General features: G+C 42.1%; 18 protein-coding genes and 1 tRNA gene. 3 read left to right on the top strand and 16 right to left on the bottom strand.

Going from position 1 to position 19,810, the window contains the following annotated elements; all coding sequences use genetic code 11:
- Window positions 1-4: 4 nt before the first annotated feature.
- Both N8L39_RS06880 and N8L39_RS06885 read left to right on the top strand, forming a co-directional pair.
- On the top strand, window positions 5-808 hold the full coding sequence (locus N8L39_RS06880) for a PTS mannose/fructose/sorbose transporter subunit IIC (RefSeq protein ID WP_049543673.1): 804 nt from the start codon (window positions 5-7) through the stop codon (window positions 806-808).
- Window positions 809-831: 23 nt separating this feature from the next.
- On the top strand, window positions 832-1,743 hold the full coding sequence (locus N8L39_RS06885) for a PTS system mannose/fructose/sorbose family transporter subunit IID (RefSeq protein WP_203213014.1): 912 nt from the start codon (window positions 832-834) through the stop codon (window positions 1,741-1,743).
- A 159-nt stretch (window positions 1,744-1,902) separates the two neighbouring features.
- Here the strand turns inward: N8L39_RS06885 and pepC are convergent, their stop codons facing one another.
- The 15 genes from pepC to N8L39_RS06960 form a co-directional block, all read right to left on the bottom strand.
- Entirely contained in the window at window positions 1,903-3,237 is a 1,335-nt protein-coding gene (gene pepC, locus N8L39_RS06890) for an aminopeptidase C (protein ID WP_261010425.1), read from the bottom strand.
- 111 nt (window positions 3,238-3,348) lie between these two features.
- Complete coding sequence (locus N8L39_RS06895; RefSeq protein WP_261010424.1) at window positions 3,349-4,071, bottom strand: pseudouridine synthase; 723 nt, start codon at window positions 4,069-4,071, stop codon at window positions 3,349-3,351.
- A gap of 212 nt (window positions 4,072-4,283) precedes the next feature.
- On the bottom strand, window positions 4,284-4,514 hold the full coding sequence (locus N8L39_RS06900) for a GlsB/YeaQ/YmgE family stress response membrane protein (RefSeq protein ID WP_000901574.1): 231 nt from the start codon (window positions 4,512-4,514) through the stop codon (window positions 4,284-4,286).
- Window positions 4,515-4,523: 9 nt separating this feature from the next.
- On the bottom strand, window positions 4,524-5,765 hold the full coding sequence (locus N8L39_RS06905) for an aminopeptidase (RefSeq protein WP_261010423.1): 1,242 nt from the start codon (window positions 5,763-5,765) through the stop codon (window positions 4,524-4,526).
- A 15-nt stretch (window positions 5,766-5,780) separates the two neighbouring features.
- Window positions 5,781-5,933, bottom strand: coding sequence for a hypothetical protein (locus N8L39_RS06910; RefSeq protein WP_033687279.1), 153 nt, complete (start codon window positions 5,931-5,933; stop codon window positions 5,781-5,783).
- A gap of 18 nt (window positions 5,934-5,951) precedes the next feature.
- Window positions 5,952-10,343, bottom strand: coding sequence for a PolC-type DNA polymerase III (locus N8L39_RS06915; protein ID WP_261010422.1), 4,392 nt, complete (start codon window positions 10,341-10,343; stop codon window positions 5,952-5,954).
- 102 nt (window positions 10,344-10,445) lie between these two features.
- Window positions 10,446-12,527 (bottom strand): elongation factor G, encoded by a 2,082-nt coding sequence (gene fusA, locus N8L39_RS06920; RefSeq protein WP_000090348.1) that lies wholly within the window; start codon window positions 12,525-12,527, stop codon window positions 10,446-10,448.
- A gap of 248 nt (window positions 12,528-12,775) precedes the next feature.
- Window positions 12,776-13,246, bottom strand: a complete 471-nt coding sequence (rpsG, locus tag N8L39_RS06925; protein ID WP_023935608.1) for a 30S ribosomal protein S7 — start codon at window positions 13,244-13,246, stop codon at window positions 12,776-12,778.
- 19 nt (window positions 13,247-13,265) lie between these two features.
- Window positions 13,266-13,679, bottom strand: a complete 414-nt coding sequence (gene rpsL / locus N8L39_RS06930; protein ID WP_001142332.1) for a 30S ribosomal protein S12 — start codon at window positions 13,677-13,679, stop codon at window positions 13,266-13,268.
- 466 nt (window positions 13,680-14,145) lie between these two features.
- Window positions 14,146-14,745, bottom strand: a complete 600-nt coding sequence (locus N8L39_RS06935) for a response regulator transcription factor (protein WP_261010421.1) — start codon at window positions 14,743-14,745, stop codon at window positions 14,146-14,148.
- Complete coding sequence (locus tag N8L39_RS06940; RefSeq protein WP_070526652.1) at window positions 14,746-15,843, bottom strand: sensor histidine kinase; 1,098 nt, start codon at window positions 15,841-15,843, stop codon at window positions 14,746-14,748.
- Window positions 15,843-16,580 (bottom strand): ABC transporter permease, encoded by a 738-nt coding sequence (locus tag N8L39_RS06945; protein ID WP_261010420.1) that lies wholly within the window; start codon window positions 16,578-16,580, stop codon window positions 15,843-15,845. The genes N8L39_RS06940 and N8L39_RS06945 overlap by 1 nt, the downstream gene beginning before the upstream one ends.
- A 1-nt stretch (window position 16,581) precedes the next feature.
- Complete coding sequence (locus N8L39_RS06950; RefSeq protein ID WP_261010419.1) at window positions 16,582-17,466, bottom strand: ABC transporter ATP-binding protein; 885 nt, start codon at window positions 17,464-17,466, stop codon at window positions 16,582-16,584.
- A complete protein-coding gene (locus N8L39_RS06955) occupies window positions 17,453-17,647 on the bottom strand; it encodes a hypothetical protein (RefSeq protein ID WP_000708869.1) in 195 nt (64 codons plus the stop codon). The genes N8L39_RS06950 and N8L39_RS06955 overlap by 14 nt, the downstream gene beginning before the upstream one ends.
- The gene (locus N8L39_RS06960) at window positions 17,644-17,850 is read right to left on the bottom strand and encodes a hypothetical protein (RefSeq protein WP_000390697.1); all 207 of its coding nucleotides are present in this window, start codon (window positions 17,848-17,850) and stop codon (window positions 17,644-17,646) included. The genes N8L39_RS06955 and N8L39_RS06960 overlap by 4 nt, the downstream gene beginning before the upstream one ends.
- Window positions 17,851-18,402: 552 nt before the next feature.
- Here N8L39_RS06960 and N8L39_RS06965 point away from each other — a divergent pair.
- Window positions 18,403-19,659, top strand: a complete 1,257-nt coding sequence (locus tag N8L39_RS06965; protein WP_261010418.1) for an ISL3 family transposase — start codon at window positions 18,403-18,405, stop codon at window positions 19,657-19,659.
- 75 nt (window positions 19,660-19,734) lie between these two features.
- On the opposite strand, the gene N8L39_RS06970 is transcribed toward N8L39_RS06965, so the two are convergent.
- A tRNA-Pro gene (locus N8L39_RS06970) sits at window positions 19,735-19,808 on the bottom strand.
- Between the last annotated feature and the right edge of the window lie 2 nt (window positions 19,809-19,810).

The raw sequence follows: 19,810 nt of genomic DNA on the forward strand, positions 1-19,810 counted from the left end.
AAAGATGTCTATTATTTCTATGGTTTTAGTAGTCGTTGTAGCCTTCCTAGCAGGTCTTGAAGGTATCCTCGACCAGTTCCAATTCCATCAACCAATCGTAGCTTGTACCCTTATCGGTCTTGTTACCGGTAACCTTGAAGCAGGGATTATCCTTGGTGGTTCTCTTCAAATGATCGCCCTTGGTTGGGCTAACATCGGAGCTGCCGTAGCTCCTGACGCTGCTCTTGCTTCTGTTGCTGCTGCCATTATCATGGTTCTTGGTGGCGACTTTACTAAGACAGGGATTGGTGTTGCCCAAGCGGTTGCTATCCCTCTTGCAGTTGCTGGTCTATTCTTGACTATGATTGTCCGTACACTCTCTGTCGGATTGGTTCACACTGCTGATGCTTCTGCTAAAAAAGGTGACTTTAAAGCAGTTGAACGTGCTCACTTTGTCGCACTTCTTCTTCAAGGTCTTCGTATTGCAGTCCCTGCAGCACTCCTTCTAATGGTACCAACTGAAACTGTACAAAGCATTCTAAATACTATGCCTGATTGGCTTAAAGATGGTATGGCTATCGGTGGTGGTATGGTCGTTGCCGTTGGTTACGCTATGGTTATCAACATGATGGCAACTCGTGAAGTATGGCCATTCTTCGCTATCGGTTTCGTGCTTGCTGCCGTGTCAGATATTACTCTAATCGGATTTGGTGCTATCGGTGTTGCTATCGCTCTTATCTACCTTCACCTTTCTAAAACTGGTGGAAATGGTGGCGGAGGAGCCGCAACTTCTAACGACCCAATCGGCGATATCCTAGAAGACTACTAAGATAAGAAAGGACTGAAAACATCATGACTGAAAAACTTCAATTAACTAAATCAGATCGTAAAAAAGTTTGGTGGCGTTCAACTTTCTTACAAGGTTCTTGGAACTATGAACGTATGCAAAACTTGGGTTGGGCTTACTCATTAATTCCAGCTCTTAAAAAACTCTACACTAAAAAAGAAGATCAAGTCGCTGCTCTTGAGCGCCATCTTGAGTTCTTCAACACTCACCCATACGTAGCCGCTCCAATCATGGGGGTTACTCTTGCACTTGAAGAAGAACGTGCTAACGGTGTTGAAATTGATGACGCTGCTATCCAAGGGGTTAAAATCGGTATGATGGGACCTCTTGCTGGTATCGGTGACCCAGTATTCTGGTTTACAGTACGCCCAATCCTTGGATCACTCGGTGCTTCACTTGCCCTTACTGGTAATATCTTAGGCCCAATCCTCTTCTTCGTTCTTTGGAACTTGATTCGTATGTCATTCTTGTGGTATACACAAGAGATTGGATACAAGGCTGGATCAGAAATCACTAAAGATATGTCTGGCGGTATCCTTCAAGACATCACTAAAGGAGCTTCTATCCTTGGTATGTTCATTCTTGCTGTCCTTGTTCAACGTTGGGTAAATATTAAATTTGCTTTCGATGTTGCCAAAGTTCAACTAGATGAAAAAGCTTATATCCATTGGGATAAATTGCCAGAAGGATCTAAAGGTATCCAAGAAGCATTCGCACAAGTAGGACAAGGATTGTCTCAAACACCTGAAAAAGTTACTACTTTCCAACAAAACTTGGATATGTTGATTCCTGGACTATCAGGACTACTCCTTACTTTCCTTTGCATGTACTTGCTTAAGAAAAAAGTATCTCCAATCACTATTATCCTTGCACTCTTCGCAGTGGGTATTGTGGCACATGTTCTTCACATCATGTAATCAAACAACTTAAAAGGAACCAGGTTCTAAGCCTGATTCCTTTTTTCTATGTTTTTATACTCTATGAAAATCAAAGAGCAAACTAGGAAGCGAGCCGCAGGCTGTACTTGAGTACGGCAAGGCGAAGCTGACGTGGTTTGAAGAGATTTTCGAAGAGTATTATTCTGCCAAGGCTCCCATTGGATCCCAAGGTGCAAGTACAATTGGTTCTGCTTCATAGGCAGCTTGTTCTTCTGCTGTCAGCAATTCTTTTCGAACAACGATTTGGTAAGTGTATTCATCCATCCAAGCGTCTGAGGCAACAAAGTAACCATCTGTACCGACCTTATCTCCCCAAGAGTTTTCAACCTTCCACTTGGTTGACTTGCCATTTTCGTCCAAATCCACACCTGTCAAGACCATGGCGTGGGTCATCAAGCTTTCGCTGTAGTCCAAACGTCCAGCCTTGTCTTGAGTGAGTTTAATGTCCATGCTTGATTCAAAGTCATAAACATCTGTCGCAAGGATTCCAGCTTTACGGTTGCTGAGCTGACCGACATCTGAACCAAACCAAACAGTCTCACCTGCTTGCATTTGAGCAATCGCCAACTCTTTCAAGCGCTCCATTGGAACGTTGATGTAACGAACCGCACGGCTACCAACGACATTTCCTAACATCTCAACTGTGTAAGATTGGCCGTAAGGCTTGTCAGCAGTTGGGGCGTTGATAACAGAAACGTAATCTTCTAGAGGAAGATTGACATATTTCTTGTAAAATTCTTGTGGAGTAATTCTCTTTTCGCTTTGGTAGTTGTTATCCTTATCGCGATAAGCAAAGTCAAATTTACGTGGTGGAAGCCCCAAAGACATAGCAAGGAAGTTAAAGATTTCTTGCAAGAGGTCTTCTTTCTTAGCTTGAACAGTCGCTTGGTCTGCACCAGAAGTAAGCAGGTCACGCAAGATTTGAGCATCTTGGCGAAGCAATTTGTTGAGGATTGCATTTAGCTCACGGCTGCTGCTAGATGAAACGGACTCAGGGTAAACTGACTTAGGCACGACACCATATTTCTCAAAGAGAGAAACGACCATATCCCACTGTCCACCGTCTTGTTGAGGTGTTTGAAGTAGGAATTTAACCTTACGGCTCGTCAAGTCTTGGTCTGCAGTCTCAATGACTTGTTCCAAGAACCAGTTTGATTTCTCATACTTGTCCCAGAAGAAGGTGTGGGCCTGTGACAACTCGAAATTTTCCAATTTGTATTGCGAGATGAGTTTGTGGCGGAAGGTGTTGAGGGCCGCAAACATCCAGCAACGACCAGACGCTTTCTGGTTGGTTACCTTATCCTTGGTCAAATCCAATGAGAAAACAGGTGTATTGTCCACATGGCTTTGACGACGCTCAAGGGCTGCAAAAATTCCATTGTGGCTAGCAGCATTTTCAATCGCTTGGTATTTTACATTTGCTTCATAGTTGGCAAATAATTTATCAGTAAATGATTCTTGAATCGCGTTCATAGATTCCTCCTTTTATTCTACAGTCTATTATAACTCTTTTCACAAAGGAAGCAACTGAAAAACATAAAAGGCAAGGACTTTCTCCCTCACCTTTTTCGAAAATAAACTAAATTAAGCAATACTTGCAAGGAGAACATCTAATTCTTCCTTGGTCAAACGACGCCATTCTCCTCGTTCTAAGTTCTCATCCAAGGTTAAAGTTCCCATAGTCAAACGCTGTAGATCTACTACTTCCTTGCCACAGTAAGCCACCATACGCTTGACCTGATGGAACTTCCCTTCTGCAATGGTCACACGGATTTTGCTCTGATTCTTTTCTGTATCTGTGGAAATAATCTCCAGCCTAGCGGGCTGACAGGTAAAGTCTTTGAGCGGAATTCCCTTGGCAAATGTCTCTACGTCTTCTTGGGTCATAATTCCCTTGACCTGAGCTAGATACGTCTTGTCTACATGACGCTTGGGTGAAAGAAGAGCATGGGCAAGCTTGCCGTCATTGGTCAAGAGTAGAAGACCATGTGTATCAATATCCAAGCGTCCTACTGGGAAAACTTCCTTGCTCCGAGCAATATCATCCAGCAAATCCAGAACGGTTCTGTGCTTAGGATCCTCAGTCGCTGAGATAACTTCTTTGGGCTTGTTCATCATGTAGTAGACAAACTCTTCATACTCCAACACTTGCCCATCAAAGCGAATCTCATCTATTTTTTCATCAATCTGCAATTTAGCTGATTTTTCTTTTTTACCATTTACCGTCACGCGCCCAGCCTTGAGCATGTTTTTGACCTCTGTCCGACTCCCTACAGCGCAGGCAACTAAAAATTTATCTAATCTCATAGAACTATTATATCACACTCAAAAGGAGGCTGGTACAATGACCAACCTCCTTTTCGTTTCATACTCTTCAAAAATCTCTTCAAACCGCGTCAACGTCGCCTTACCGTATATATGTTACTGACTTCGTACAACCTCAAAACAGTGCTTTGAGCAACCTGCGGCTAGTTTCCTAGTTTGCTCTTTGATTTTCATTGAGTATCAGATTTAAGAAATTAACTTCCTCGTCTCCAGAAAATCGCTAAGACAATCATGGAACCTAGTACTGCCGGAATAATGGCAGTTCCTGCTATTATCGGCCCCCAAGTCCCAAAAAGCAAGTTCCCTATAAAGGCACCAATCCAGCCTAGAAACATTTTTCCAAAACATCCCATTCGCTCTCCACGATTGGTCAGAGTACCTGCTAAAAATCCCACTAGGAGACCAACGAACATACTTCCTAACATATTATCTCCTTAATTTGCCCAATCTCCGTTACGGAAGAGTGGTACACGTGTCCCATCCTCACGGATACCATCGATATCCATTTGGTTAGAACCAATCATAAAGTCTACGTGAACATCTGAACGGTTAAGCCCCGCAGCTGCAAGCTCCTCTTCGCTCATCTCCGCTCCACCAACAACACTAGTTGCATAGGCTGCACCGATAGCCAAGTGATTTGACGCATTTTCATCGAAAAGGGTGTTAAAGAAGGTAATGCCTGACTGAGAAATTGGGCTTGGATCTGGCACCAAGGCACATTCACCTAAGGCACGCGCACCCGCATTTTCAAAGACAAGGTCTTTCATGACCTGATCGCCTTTTTCTGCAGTGATATCCACAATTTGTCCATCCTTGAAGGTCACTTTAATCCCCTCAATAATGTTTCCGTTGTAGCTAAGCGGTTTTGTAGAAGTGACATAACCATCTGCACGACGGAAGTCTGGCGCTGTGAAGACCTCTTCTGTCGGCATATTTGGCAAGAATCCTTCTCCCTGCGCATTGATAGCACCAGCTGATTCCCAAACGTGGTTCTTAGGCAAGCCAAGTGTCAAATCTGTCCCTGGTGCTGTGTAGTGAAGGGCTGAAAATTGTTCTTTATTAAGCATATCAGCCTTACTCTTGAGGATGGCTGCATGCTCTTCCCAAGCCTTAACAGGATCTGCTTCATAAACGCGACAAGTCTTGAAGATTTGGTCCCAAAGGAGATCAACTGCTTCTTCATCGCTCGCAGCATTTGGAAAGACTTTTTTAGCCCACTCAAGTCCAGCAGCGGCTGCTACAGTCCAGCTAACCTTATTGGATTGTGTTGCGATACGCATTGGCTTCATGGCAAGTCCCATCGCTTTAGCAGAAGCTGAAAGCTTGTCAGCATCCACACCGTTCAAGGCACCTGGGTCAGAAGAACGAACCCCAAGACGGCTAGCCTTGTTCTCCAAGAGATAGTTCATCTCAGCAATCTTGTATTCTGGCACATTGTCCAGACGCTCCATCGGAGCATGTAGGAATTTCTCACGGTTAATCACATCATCTGTCCACTGAACGATAACCTCATGCGCACCCAAGGCATAAGCTTCTTTGACAATTAAGTGAGCCAACTCGCGTTGCTCCACATCAATTGAGAGAGCCAAAGTGTGACCAGGCTGCACGTTAATTCCATTCGAAACCAACAATTTCGCATATTTTTCTAGATTTTCTTTAAAATTTGGTAAAACCATTCTATTTTTCCTTTTCTATTTTTCTTTCAAAGCAGAAAATAATCCTGCTAAAGCAATGGCACTCGACAAAAGTGCTGTTGATAGAAGAATTGTCTGGTCAGCAAGTTCCAATTGATACTCAAACACCTTCTCAGCCGGCTTGTCTTCCGCAAAAATTCTTAGTTTCATCTTTTTTCCTCCAAGACCTTAAAACAACTCATCAAACAAACTCAACTGATTATCCTCTGGCATATTTCCAAGAATACCCATTTCATCCATCTTTTCAACCAAGGTTGATGAGAGTCCACCACGCTTGCGCAATTCTGTTTTAGATAGGAATTCTCCCTCTTCACGCGCTCGCACCAATTGCTTGGCAACGTTCTCTCCCAGACCATCCATAGCAACGAATGGTGGAATCAGTGTATCTCCGTCAATGATGAATTCAGTCGCATCACTACGGTAGAGGTCTAACTTCCCAAACTTGAAACCACGTTCCCACATTTCATTGACAATCTCAAGAGTTGTATAGAGGTCAATCTCCACATTAGAGGCCTCATTGTTCTTCCGTTTTTCAGAGATTTCTTCCATTCTGCGCTTGATAGCATCCAAGCCCGCCCCCATGGTCTTGATATCAAAAGCCTTAGCACGGATTGAGAAGTAAGCACAGTAGTAATAAATAGGGTGATGAACCTTGAAGTAAGCTACACGAAGAGCCATCATAACGTAGGCTGCCGCATGGGCTTTAGGGAACATGTACTTGATTTTTCCACAAGATTCGATATACCACTCAGGAACATTGTTGGCCTTCATAGCTTCGATATAACCATTGCGCTCTTCTTCAGAGATTTTGAGCCACAAGCCCTTACGTACCCGTTCCATAATGGTAAAGGCCATCTTAGGTTCCAGACCCGCATGCATGAGGTAAACCATGATGTCGTCCCGACAACCGATAACGGTCGACAGGTCCGCAATTCCTTGCTTGATTAAATCCTGGGCATTTCCCAACCAGACATCAGTACCGTGGGACAATCCAGACAACTGCAGCAACTCCGCAAAAGTTGTCGGATGGGTCTCGTCTACCATTCCACGTACAAAGTTGGTTCCAAACTCTGGAATCCCCAGCATGCCTGTCGGAGTTCCGATTTGTTCAGGAGTCACACCTAGCACATCAGTCCCAGAAAAGAGGGCCATCACGCCTTCGTCATCCATAGGGATTTCATTAGGATCAATCCCAGACAAGTCCTGGAGTTTTCGAATCATGGTCGGATCATCATGTCCCAGCACATCGAGTTTGAGGACGTTCTCATCGATATCGTGGAAGTTAAAGTGAGTGGTCTGCCATTCAGCCGTCACGTCATCTGCTGGATACTGGACAGGCGTAAAGTCGTAAACATCCATGTAGTTAGGAATAACAACAATTCCTCCCGGGTGTTGTCCCGTCGTCCGCTTGACACCAGCTGCACCTTGAGCGAGGCGTTCCACCTCTGCATCACGATAAAACTTGCCATAATCTCGCTCATAGCCCTTGACAAATCCATAAGCGGTCTTGGCAGCTACTGTACCAACCGTTCCTGCACGGAAGGCATATTCCTCACCAAAGATATCACGCACATCCAAGTGAGCACTAGGCTGATCTTCTCCCGAGAAGTTCAAGTCAATATCGGGAACCTTGTCCCCATCAAAACCAAGGAAGGTCTCGAAAGGAATATCCTGTCCGTTTTTGCTGAGTTTGTGACCACAGTTTGGACAGTCCTTATTGGGCATATCAAATCCTGAACCATAAGAACCATCCGTGATAAACTCACTGTACTGACACTGACCACAGACATAGTGAGGAGAGAGAGGATTAACCTCCGTAATCCCAATCATGGTCGCAACAAAACTGGACCCAACAGACCCACGAGAACCAACCAAGTAGCCCCGTTCATTGGAACGTTGCACCAGCATCTGGGAAGCCAGATAAATCACGGCAAATCCATTCCCCAGAATAGAGGTTAGTTCTTTTTCAATCCGCAAATCAACGATATCTGGCAACGGATTTCCATAAATCTCAAAAGCTTTCTTATAGGTCAGCTCAGCGACCGTTTCTTCAGCCTTGTCGATGAAAGGCGTATACAAGTCACCCTTAACTACCTCAACAGGTTCAAAGATATCTACCAAGGCATTGGTGTTTTCAATAACCAATTTGCGAGCTAATTCCTCTCCCAAGAATGCAAATTCATCCAGCATCTCATTAGTCGTTCGAAAATGAGCCTTGGGAAGTGGTGCTGGTTGGGCATGTTCGCCATGACCGATAGTTCGGTTAATCATCGCCCCCTGTCCCAAACTACGGACGATAATTTCACGGTAAATTTCTTCTTCTGGTTCGATATAGTGGACATTCCCCGTAGCCAGAACAGGCTTACCAAGGCGGTCTCCCACTTCTATTAAACTCTTGATAATGGTCTGGAGTTCCTCCATATCCTTGACCTGCTCCTTAGCAATCAATGGCGCATAGATAGCTGGTGGCATGACCTCGATAAAGTCATAATACTTGGCCACCTCAACCGCCGCATCCACACCTTGGGAAACGACTGCGTCAAAAACTTCACCTTCAGAGCAAGCTGAACCTAAAATCAAACCTTCCCGATGGGCATCTAGAACTGTCCTCGGAATCCGTGGCACCCCTTCAAAGTACTTGGTATTAGACAATGAAACCAGCTTAAAGATATTTTTTAGACCTACCTGATTCTTGACATAAATAGTCGCATGCTTGATCCGAGCTTTTTTATAAGAATCTGGACTAATCAAATCAATGTTGAGTCTAGCTAGATCGGTCACACCATGTTTTTCTGCTACCTCTTTGATAAAAATAAAGAGCAGACGGCCAGTAGCTTCCGCATCGTAATTGGCCATGTGGTGATGTTCTAAGGCTACACCAAAACGCTTGGTCAAAGGCCCCAAACCATGACGTTTATACTCAGGATAAAGGTTTCTAGCAAACTCCAGCGTATCAATAACTGGCTGACTAATCTTTGGCAGACCATGACGCTCATAATTGGCATTCATAAAGCCAACGTCAAAGGTCGCATTATGGGCAACTAGGACCGTATCCTTGCAAAATTCTTGGAATTCTTGCAAAACTTGTTCTAGTGGTTTGGCATTTTTGACATGGTCATCTGTAATTCCAGTCAACTCAGTAGTAAAAGCTGACAAGGGATGCCCAGGATTGATAAATTCATCAAATTCAGCAATGACATTCCCCTTATACATCTTAGAGGCCGCAACCTGAATCAAGTCATTGTAGATAGCTGATAGACCCGTCGTTTCCACGTCAAATACCACATAGGTCGCTTCTGACAAGTCCATCTCCACTTCGTTATAAACGATAGGAACACGGTCCTCCACGATATTGGCTTCCATACCATAGATCAGCTGGATCCCCGCTTTCTTAGCCGCCTTATAACCGTGTGGGAAGGATTGAACATTCCCGTGGTCGGTGATAGCAACTGCTTTGTGTCCCCACTTAGCAGCTGTCGCAACGATTTCTTCAACCTCTGGTAGAGCATCCATGGTCGACATGTTAGTATGAGCGTGAAACTCAACCCGACGCTCACCTTCTGGCATCAAATCCTTACGCTCATAGTGAACAACTTCCTGCACATCCTGCACGTTCATAGTCAAATCGCGTGTGAAGTTATTCATCTCCACATTCCCACGAACTCGGAGCCAAGAATTTTTCTTAATTAAATCAAACTTCTGAGCCTCTTCCTCGTTCTTAACCCACTTTTGCATCGAAAAACTTGAAGTGTAGTCCGTCATTTTAAAGTTGATCAAAACACGCCCTGTTCTGGTCACTTTTTGCTCCACATCAAAAACAACCCCTTCAAAGACCAAACGATTTTCCTCCGTCGTCACTTCGATCATAGGAGTAATCTCTGCCTTATCCAGCTTGGGTTTAGCTGCAGCTTTTTTAGCTTGAAAATCAAAGGATGGTTTCTCTTCCGCTGGAGGAGGTGCCATCTGTTCTAGTTGTTCCATAGCACGGAGCGCTTCCTCATTAGCAGCTTGAACAATCTGCTCATTTTCAGCATGAAAGGCCTCTTCCTGCTCTTGGGTCAGGACATCATTCTTCTCTACTTGACAAGTAAAAGTTGGAAAACCAAATTTTTCAAGTTGTTTAGCTAAATTAGGAAGATGATTTTTCTTAAAGTGTTCCTTATCAATCGCCTCTGAGCCTTCAATAAAGAGTTGATTGCCCTCAGCACGAACTTGCAAATTCTGATAGAGAGATTTAAAGCCTTGACTAGCACATGGCCCCTCAGAAAAAGCCTCTCTATAGTAGGCCTGCAAGAGTTGGTTTGAAAAATCTTGAGACAGAGCCTTAATTTCAAAAATAGCTTTATTACCTGTCTTAGAAAATTCCTCATTCAAACCCTTCTTTAATTCTAAAAAGATTTCAATCGGTAAAATATTAGAAAATACGAAATGAAACTCCCATACCTTACTAATTTTATGAACCACAACTCGTTCAATATCAGCATGTGATAAAGCAGATGCCTGTCTCATTTCAGCAGGCATCCCCAGTTGATTCATCAAAATTTCAAAACTGTTTGACATTCATTTTCCTCACATTATTCTCCTACTATTTTACCATATTTAGAGGTATTTTCTAAAGACAAAAGGAAGCCACTAAGTGACTTCCTTTAGAGTGAGAACTGATTAGTCTTCACCTTTGTTTTTCTTAATGATTTCTTCTTGTACTGACTTAGGTACATCTTCGTAGTGGTCAAATACCATCATGAATGTACCACGTCCTTGAGATGCAGAACGAAGAACTGTTGCGTAACCGAACATTTCAGCAAGTGGAACGTAAGCACGAACGATTTGGCTGTTACCGTGTGCTTCCATACCATCTACACGTCCACGACGAGCAGTTACGTGACCCATAACATCACCAAGGTTTTCTTCTGGAACAGTGATTGTTACAAGCATCATTGGCTCAAGGATAGCTGGTTGTGCTGATTTAGCAGCTTCTTTAAGGGCAAGTGAAGCCGCGATCTTGAAGGCAGTTTCAGATGAGTCGACATCATGGTATGAACCATCGTAAAGCTTAGCTTTAACGTCAACCATTGGATAACCTGCAAGAACACCGTTAGCCATAGATTCTACCAAACCTTTTTCAACCGCTGGGATAAATTCACGAGGAACCACACCACCGACGATTGCGTTTTCGAATTCGAATCCTTTACCTTCTTCGTTTGGAGTAAATTCAATCCATACATCACCGAATTGACCTTTACCACCAGACTGACGTTTGAAGAATCCACGTGCTTGAGTAGAAGCACGGAATGTTTCACGGTAAGATACTTGAGGTGCACCTACGTTCGCTTCAACTTTGAACTCACGACGCATACGGTCAACAAGGACGTCAAGGTGAAGTTCACCCATACCAGAGATAACTGTTTCACCAGTTTCAACGTTTGTTTCAACGCGGAACGTTGGATCTTCTTCAGCCAATTTTTGAAGGGCGATACCCATCTTGTCTTGGTCAGCTTTAGATTTAGGCTCAACCATCAATTGGATAACCGGTTCTGGAACGTTGATTGACTCAAGGATGATTTTAGCTTTTTCATCTGTCAATGAGTCACCAGTTGTAGTATCTTTCAAACCAACAGCAGCAGCAATATCACCTGAGTAAACAGTGTCGATTTCTTGACGGCTGTTAGCGTGCATTTGAAGGATACGTCCGATACGCTCACGTTTACCTTTAGAAGTGTTCAATACGTATGAACCTGATTGAAGAACACCAGAGTAAACACGGAAGAATGTCAAACGACCTACAAATGGGTCAGTCATGATCTTGAAGGCAAGAGCTGCAAATGGCTCTTCATCAGATGCTGGACGAGTTTCTTCTTCATCTGTATCTGGGTTAATACCTTTGATCGCTGGGATGTCAAGTGGGCTTGGAAGGTAGTCAATAACCGCATCAAGCATCAATTGAACACCTTTGTTCTTGAAGGCAGAACCACACAATACTGGGAAGAATTCAACGTTGATAGTCGCTTTACGGATACCAGCTTTCAATTCTTCGTTAGTGATTTCTTCACCTTCGAGGTATTTCATCATCAATTCTTCGTCAGTTTCAGCAACTGCTTCAATCAATTTTTCACGGTATTCTTGAGCTTGGTCAAGGTATTCAGCTGGGATGTCTTCTTCAAGGATATCTGTACCAAGGTCGTTAGTATAGATTTCAGCTTTCATCTTGATCAAGTCGATGATACCACGGAAGTCATCTTCAGAACCGATTGGCAATTGGATTGGGTGTGCATTTGCTTGAAGACGATCGTGAAGTGTACTTACTGAGTAAAGGAAGTCAGCCCCGATTTTGTCCATTTTGTTGGCAAATACGATACGTGGAACTCCATACTCAGTTGCTTGACGCCAAACTGTTTCAGTTTGAGGCTCAACACCTGATTGTGAGTCAAGAACGGTAACCGCACCATCCAATACACGAAGAGAACGTTGTACTTCGATTGTGAAGTCCACGTGTCCTGGTGTGTCGATGATGTTTACGCGGTGGTTGTTCCATTGAGCTGTTGTCGCAGCAGATGTGATAGTGATACCACGCTCTTGCTCTTGCTCCATCCAGTCCATTTGTGACGCACCTTCGTGAGTTTCACCGATTTTGTGGATTTTACCAGTGTAGTAAAGAATACGCTCAGTAGTTGTTGTTTTACCAGCATCGACGTGAGCCATGATACCGATATTACGAGTTTTTTCAAGTGAAAATTCGCGTGCCATGAGGTTTGTTTCTCCTATTTATTTTTGATTTCTATTCTATTATAACATGATTTTAATAAAAACGGATAGGCAGGACCTACCCGTTCTCAATGTTTTCATGCTATTGTTGGTTTCAACTTGTAGATTTACAAGTTGAATTGAACTCGGGCTAAAAGCTTGGAAAATAGATAAGCTCTCCTAGAATCTTCGATTCTTCGTCAAGCTTCCTAATTTTCAGTCGCTTTTTTAACGCCCTTAGTATCTTAATCTTACCAACGGAAGTGTGCGAATGCACGGTTAGCTTCAGCCATACGGTGAGTGTCTTCACGTTTCTTAACAGCTGCACCAGTGTTGTTAGCAGCATCCAAGATTTCTTTTGCAAGACGGTCTTGCATTGTGTGTTCACCACGAAGACGAGCGATTGTTACCAACCAACGAAGTCCAAGTGTTGTACGACGTTCTGGACGAACTTCAACTGGGACTTGGTAGTTAGAACCACCAACACGACGTGCACGTACTTCAAGTACAGGCATGATGTTTTCCATAGCTGTTTCAAATACTTCAAGTGCATCGTTTCCAGTAGTTTCTTTGATTTGCTCAAAGGCACCGTAAACGATTGAAGCAGCTGTACCACGTTTACCATCAAGCATAACGCGGTTGATAAGACGAGTAACTAGTTGTGAATTGTAAAGCGGATCTGGCAATACGTCACGTTTTGGAGCTCTATTTTTACGACTCATTTCTCTTTATCCCCTTTCCTTATGCTTTTGGACGTTTAGTACCGTATTTAGAACGGCCTTGTTTACGATCGTTAACACCTGCAGTATCAAGTGCACCACGGACGATATGGTAACGTACCCCTGGAAGGTCTTTTACACGTCCACCACGAAGAAGAACCACGCTGTGCTCTTGCAAGTTGTGTCCAATACCTGGGATGTAGGCAGTAACTTCGATAAGGTTGCTCAAACGTACACGAGCGAATTTACGAAGGGCTGAGTTAGGTTTTTTAGGTGTCATTGTTCCAACACGAGTTGCAACACCACGTTTTTGTGGTGAAGAAACGTTTGTTTGAACTTTTTTATGACTGTTGTAACCAACGTTCAAAGCTGGTGATTTAGATTTTTCTACTTTTGATTTACGCGGTTTGCGAACCAATTGGTTAATTGTAGGCATCTACATTCTCCTGTGTTTTTTTATTTTTGGTGATGATACACTTGGTGACAGCTATCATCTGTGTGTACTTTTGCAACATTTGTCAGCACGTCCCTGTACACTCTTGAGAGACCAAAAGTAAAAAGTACCGTCTATTATTGTAACAAAATTTTCCCTTGGTTGTCAAGATATTTTTCTTTTTTATTGTTAATTTTAGCTCTTTGGTACTTCCTTAGTCTCAATGAAAATCAAAGAGGAAACTAGGAAGCTAGCAGCAGGCTGCTCAAAGCACTGCTTTGAGGTTGTAGATAAAACTGACAAAGTCAGTCACATATATAATCCAAGGTGAAGCTGACGTGATTTGAAGAGATTTTCGAAGAGTATTAGACGAAACAAAAAGGAGGAAACTAAGCCTCCTCAAATTACAAAATTGTTTGATTGAATAATTTTAATTTTAGCACATAATGGTTTTCGAGATATGATAGTATCACAACCAACCAGATTCTTTCGCGATATTAGCTGCCTCTGTTCGATTACCTGCATCTAGTTTTGAAAGAATATTGGTGACATAGTTTCGGACTGTTCCGTTTGATAAATAAAGTTGATCTGCAATTTCTTGGTTAGAGAAACCCTGAGCGACTCCCTTTAAAACTGCGATTTCTTGCTCCGTTAATGGATTGGGATGCGTCATCACCACTTCCATCAATTCAGGCGAATACTCCTTGCGTCCCTCTAGGACGGTGTGCAAGGTTTTCATGAGGTCTGCAATGTTTCTTTCTTTTAATACATAAGCATCTACTCCGGCCTTGACCGCACGTTCAAAATACCCAGGACGCTTGAAGGTCGTCACCACAACCACCTTTGTTTCAAGCTTTTCTGCTCGTATCCACTCCAAGACTTCAAGACCTGTCTTAACAGGCATTTCTACATCAAGGATGGCGATATCTACAGACTCCTTTTCTAATAGTTGGATTGCTTCTTGCCCATTCTTGGCTTGAAGGACAGACTCTACATCTGGTTGAAGCGTGAGCAACTGACACATAGCATCTCGCAACATACTTTGATCTTCTGCGACTAATACTTTCATCTACTTTCTCTCCTTATAAGGTAGTCGAACCTGAACTTCTGTCGGTTGTTTCTGACTAATTACATTTACTTCTCCCGAAAATGGAAGAACACGATCTCGGACTGTATGGAGGTCATCCCCCTTTATAGAAGTAAAGCCACAGCCATCATCTCTCACTGTTAGAATGAGTTCTTTCTCTGTCCGTTCTAATTTTAAGTAGACTTTAGACGCTTTAGCATGTTTGATGATATTGGTCACTAATTCAAGCAATATCATGGAAGCCGTTGACTCCAATTCCTGAGTTAAGCTAGCTGTATCTAGTTGATTAGCTATTTCCACCTCGATTCCAGCAATTTCTAACATCTTTTTCACAGTCTCTAGTTCGGATGTCAAAGTTCTAGACTTAAGATTTTCCACAATGGTTCGCACTTCATTCATGGAATCCTTACTGATCTGGTGAATTTCTTTTAATTCCTTTTCCACCTGTGGATAAGCCTCCATCTGAAATAACTGCAAGGCCAAATCTGTCTTGACACTCAGCATAGCAAAAGTGTGTCCCAAGCTATCATGCAAATCCTGACCGATACGACTGCGTTCATTTTCAGCAAGCAATAGATTTATCTGGGCATTTTGCTTAGCCTGAGCTTCTTTCAAATCCTCCACAATACGAATCCGAACCAAGCCAAAAGTCATTAAATCGATAAAAGTGATAATTCCAAGCAGATAGACTAGAAACTCAACTTCAACTTCCTGAAAAATCAAAAGTTGCCCCACAACAAGGACTTGAGCAAGTAGAAAAGTCCGGACATGTAAAGAATTAAAACTACGTACGCCGAAATGATAAATTAAGAGATTGGCAAGGAAAAAGAAGAACCAGATATAATTTACACCAACAAAGGCGGTATAGCCAGCTACATAAGCTAGCATGATAATCCAAAAGATCCAGGATAAGCGTTGACTCTTGGTGGTTAAAACGCCTAAGTAAGCCAAGATAAATAGAATATCAATCAATAAATGCCAGCTAGGAAGCTCCCCAGTCACTACAGGAACGATGGGAAAAACCATAAAAATCAAACTGGCCCAATACATATAGTCTATGCTTTTCAGTCTTTCAAGCATTAAGTATTCTCCTTATGACCTTGAAGGTAAATGGTCAAACCAAACAAAACTGCTGAAAAAACAAGTAGATAAACTGTAGCTGATAGATTGATGCCATCCTCGTTTAAGAAGGTCTTGAGCAACTCCATCAACTGATAAGTTGGAAGACACTTACCTACTGCTTGCATCCAGTCTGGAAATAAAGAGATGGGCATCCAGAGCCCACCTAAAACAGCCAAGCCTAGATAGAGAAGATTTCCCACTACAGACATCAGCTGACTAGAAGGCAAGAGTGTCAAGGTCAAGCCAAGCGCTACAAAAGCTACACTTCCTACTATCAGTAAGAACGCAGCCCCAATCCAGCTTCCTAGAGGCATATCCACACCTCTGACCAAATGCCCAACTGAGAAAACAACCAGGATTGAGACCAAATAATCAACCATCATACTTGTTATCTTTGATAGATAATATTCTACCATATTTACAGGGGTATGGCGCAATGTTTTCTGCCAGTTGTTGATTTTATCGGTATGTAAGACAGCTGGAAATGAAAACATAGCTGTCGACATCATGGAAAAGGCTGTCATGGAGATGAGGTAGTCGCGCATAAAATTAGCCGGTCCACCTGGTGTGTCCTGGTACATACCTGAAAAGAATAAATAGAAGGCTGTCGGCATCCCTACGGATAACAGATAATAGACTAATTGTCGTTTGGTCAATAGAAATTCTATCTTGTTTAGTGCGATCCATCGTTTCATCTTAGTCATCTCCCTTTTGTGTTTCTTCAAAGATTGTATCCAACAAGCTACGATTATTGACTTCAATTTCTTGAATCCTACATCCTGCTTGCACTAACAGTTGCCAAAAAGCATCCGCTTCACGTGTAACTACTTGCAAAGCATCTTGTTTTTGTACCCAGTTTTCAACCAAGTTAGACTGCTCAACAATTTCCTTGTAAGCTAGAGGAAGGATAAGATGCTTTTCAATCTCCTCACTACGCATAGCTAGAGGTGTTGTATCGCGAATCAACTCTCCCTTATTCAAGACCAAGATTCGGTCCGCTGTATGCTCTACCTCTTCGATATAGTGAGAAGAATAGACAATGGTCACACCATTTTTCTTTAACTGATTGACAATCTCCCAAAAACGTTGGCGGGTTGAGGTATCCATGGACGCAGTTGGCTCATCTAAAAAGACAAGTTTTGGTCGGCCAATCAAGATCATGACAAAAGAGAAAAGACGCTTTTGCCCACCTGACAATTTTTCTGCAAATTGCTCTTTTTGTTGCTTGTCAAACTGCAATAGTTGATCGATCTCCTGGTTACTCAAGGGATTTGGATAAATACTTTGAAAGAAAGCAATCAACTCTTTGATCTTTAATTTCTGAACGATGACATTTTCTTGAGGGAGATAGGATCTTGTGTAGTCTAACTTAGAGCTCGTCACTGGCAAGCCTTGGATGGATACTTGACCGCTTGTGACCAGTTTATCTCCAAGCAGACAGTCCAAGAGTGTGGTCTTCCCAGCACCATTGGGCCCAATCAAGGCGACGCATTCACCTTCAGCTACCTCAAAGGAAATATCCTTCAAAATAGCCTTGCCCTTGATGTTTTTATTTAGGCTTCCTACCTTAATCATGTTCATGATATTCTCCTTTCAACCACTCCTTTCCCATAGGAAAGGCGATAAAAATCATAAATCCTAGTCCCCAGGCACCACGGATGAATTGGTGAAGGAAGGCTTGATCAAACCAACCTGTAAACATTTCTACCAACCATACCACTAGTGATAGTCCAATAAAAAGATAGAGAAACGCTTTTTTCATTTTTCAAACTCCTTTTTCACATCTGAGACTAATTTCAAACCTTCTCGGATAAGCCAGGACATCATTCCAAATCCTGCAAATAGCTCCCAAGGAAAATGATAGAAATCTTCATCCAATCCTGAAAACATGAGATAAGTCATGACTCCTGCTGCAACTAGACTCACTGCGACAATCATTTTATTTTTCATCTCTTCTTCCTCCATTTCATACTTTAATTATAGTCTTTTGAAATTAGCGGGGCTAGATTCTTCTGTCACTAGGAAATATGACAAATGTCATAAAAATTCTGTTCAAAACAAGCAAGATACACTATACAATAAAACACAAGTAGAAAAACTCTAAGGCAGCTTCCTCAAAAGAAATATCAAACCCAATTCACACTATATTGAACACTAATACTTATTTAAAATCAAAAGAGCGGAAATTTTTATCGCACAAAACTCATATATTATAGGCAAAACAAAAAAACTCTTCAATTACTTTCTTAAAAGTTTGTAAGAATTATACAATCTGTTAAATTTTAATTTATGTACCTAAACTACAGTATTCATTGAACAAATTAGGAAACAAAAAAGTATACGCGATCAAAATGAATTACTGAAATTAAAAAAAGAGAGAAGTAAACTAATTCTGGCTCTATAATATTTGTAGTGGGTAAATCCCCTATAGATATTATGGAGCCTATTTTTGTGTAGAAAAAAAGTCCCATATGACCTATAATGAAAAGCAACCAAACCATCATTAGAAAGATTCATATGGAACAATTACATTTTATCACAAAACTACTCGATATTAAAGACCCTAATATCCAGATTCTAGACATCATCAATAAGGATACACTCAAGGAAATCATCGCTAAACTGGATTACAATGCCCCATCTTGTCCTGATTGTGGACATCAAATGAAGAAATATGACTTTCAAAAACCGTCGAAAATTCCTTACCTCGAAACGACTGGTATGCCTACTAGAATCCTCCTGAAAAAGCGTCGATTCAAGTGCTATCATTGCTCGAAAATGATGGTCGCCGAAACCTCTCTCGTCAAGAAGAATCATCAAATTCCTCGTATCATCAACCAAAAGATTGCACAAAAGCTGATTGAAAAGACTTCTATGACCGATATTGCTCATCAGCTGGCTATTTCAACTTCAACTGTCATTCGAAAGCTCAATGATTTCCACTTTAAGCATGATTTTTCTCGTCTTCCTGAGATTATGTCCTGGGACGAGTATGCCTTTACTAAGGGAAAGATGAGTTTCATTGCACAAGATTTTGATAAGCTCAACATTATCACTGTTCTTGAAGGCAGAACACAGGCTGTCATCCGAAATCACTTTCTTCGTTACGATAGAGCAGTCCGATGTCAGGTGAAAATCATTACTATGGATATGTTTAGTCCCTACTATGCCTTAGCTAAACAGCTTTTTCCAAACGCTAAAATCGTGTTGGATCGTTTCCATATTGTCCAACACATGAGCCGTGCTATGAGTCGTGTGCGTGTCCAAATCATGAATCAGTTTCATCGAAAATCCCATGAATACAAGGCTATCAAGCGTTACTGGAAGCTCATTCAACAGGATAGTCGTAAACTCAGCGATAAACGTTTTTATCGCCCTACTTTTCGCATGCACTTGACGAATAAAGAGATTTTAGACAAGCTTTTGAGCTATTCAGAGGACTTGAAACACCACTATCATCTCTACCAGCTCCTGCTTTTTCACTTTCAGAACAAGGAGGCAGACAAATTTTTCGGACTCATTGAGGACAATCTTAAGCTGGTTCATCCTCTTTTTCAGACTGTCTTTAAAACCTTTCTAAAGAACAAAGAGAAAATCGTCAACGCTCTTCAATTTCCTTATTCAAACGCCAAATTAGAAGCGACTAATAATCTCATTAAACTTATCAAACGCAATGCCTTTGGTTTTCGGAACTTTGAAAACTTCAAAAAACGGATTTTCATCGCTCTAAATATCAAAAAAGAAAGGACGAATTTTGTCCTTTCTCGAGCTTAGCTTTTCTTCAACCCACTACAGTTGACAAAGAGCCGTTAAAACAAAAAAGATACGCTTACGTATCTATGTAATGAATCGGGAAGACAGGATTCGAACCTGCGACACCTTGGTCCCAAACCAAGTACTCTACCAAGCTGAGCTACTTCCCGAG

The sequence above is a fragment of the Streptococcus mitis genome (assembly GCF_946190285.1).
Lineage (GTDB): Bacteria > Bacillota > Bacilli > Lactobacillales > Streptococcaceae > Streptococcus > Streptococcus mitis_CP.

Coding starts and splice junctions, on each gene's coding strand:
- N8L39_RS06960 (WP_000390697.1), bottom strand. CDS start 17,850: ATGGAGGAAGAAGAGATGAAAAATAAAATGATTGTCGCAGTGAGTCTA.
- N8L39_RS06915 (WP_261010422.1), bottom strand. CDS start 10,343: ATGTCAAACAGTTTTGAAATTTTGATGAATCAACTGGGGATGCCTGCT.
- N8L39_RS06880 (WP_049543673.1), top strand. CDS start 5: ATGTCTATTATTTCTATGGTTTTAGTAGTCGTTGTAGCCTTCCTAGCA.
- N8L39_RS06965 (WP_261010418.1), top strand. CDS start 18,403: ATGGAACAATTACATTTTATCACAAAACTACTCGATATTAAAGACCCT.
- N8L39_RS06950 (WP_261010419.1), bottom strand. CDS start 17,466: ATGAACATGATTAAGGTAGGAAGCCTAAATAAAAACATCAAGGGCAAG.
- fusA (WP_000090348.1), bottom strand. CDS start 12,527: ATGGCACGCGAATTTTCACTTGAAAAAACTCGTAATATCGGTATCATG.
- N8L39_RS06895 (WP_261010424.1), bottom strand. CDS start 4,071: ATGAGATTAGATAAATTTTTAGTTGCCTGCGCTGTAGGGAGTCGGACA.
- N8L39_RS06955 (WP_000708869.1), bottom strand. CDS start 17,647: ATGAAAAAAGCGTTTCTCTATCTTTTTATTGGACTATCACTAGTGGTA.
- N8L39_RS06945 (WP_261010420.1), bottom strand. CDS start 16,580: ATGAAACGATGGATCGCACTAAACAAGATAGAATTTCTATTGACCAAA.
- N8L39_RS06905 (WP_261010423.1), bottom strand. CDS start 5,765: ATGGTTTTACCAAATTTTAAAGAAAATCTAGAAAAATATGCGAAATTG.
- rpsG (WP_023935608.1), bottom strand. CDS start 13,246: ATGAGTCGTAAAAATAGAGCTCCAAAACGTGACGTATTGCCAGATCCG.
- N8L39_RS06885 (WP_203213014.1), top strand. CDS start 832: ATGACTGAAAAACTTCAATTAACTAAATCAGATCGTAAAAAAGTTTGG.
- N8L39_RS06900 (WP_000901574.1), bottom strand. CDS start 4,514: ATGTTAGGAAGTATGTTCGTTGGTCTCCTAGTGGGATTTTTAGCAGGT.
- N8L39_RS06935 (WP_261010421.1), bottom strand. CDS start 14,745: ATGAAAGTATTAGTCGCAGAAGATCAAAGTATGTTGCGAGATGCTATG.
- pepC (WP_261010425.1), bottom strand. CDS start 3,237: ATGAACGCGATTCAAGAATCATTTACTGATAAATTATTTGCCAACTAT.
- rpsL (WP_001142332.1), bottom strand. CDS start 13,679: ATGCCTACAATTAACCAATTGGTTCGCAAACCGCGTAAATCAAAAGTA.
- N8L39_RS06910 (WP_033687279.1), bottom strand. CDS start 5,933: ATGAAACTAAGAATTTTTGCGGAAGACAAGCCGGCTGAGAAGGTGTTT.
- N8L39_RS06940 (WP_070526652.1), bottom strand. CDS start 15,843: ATGCTTGAAAGACTGAAAAGCATAGACTATATGTATTGGGCCAGTTTG.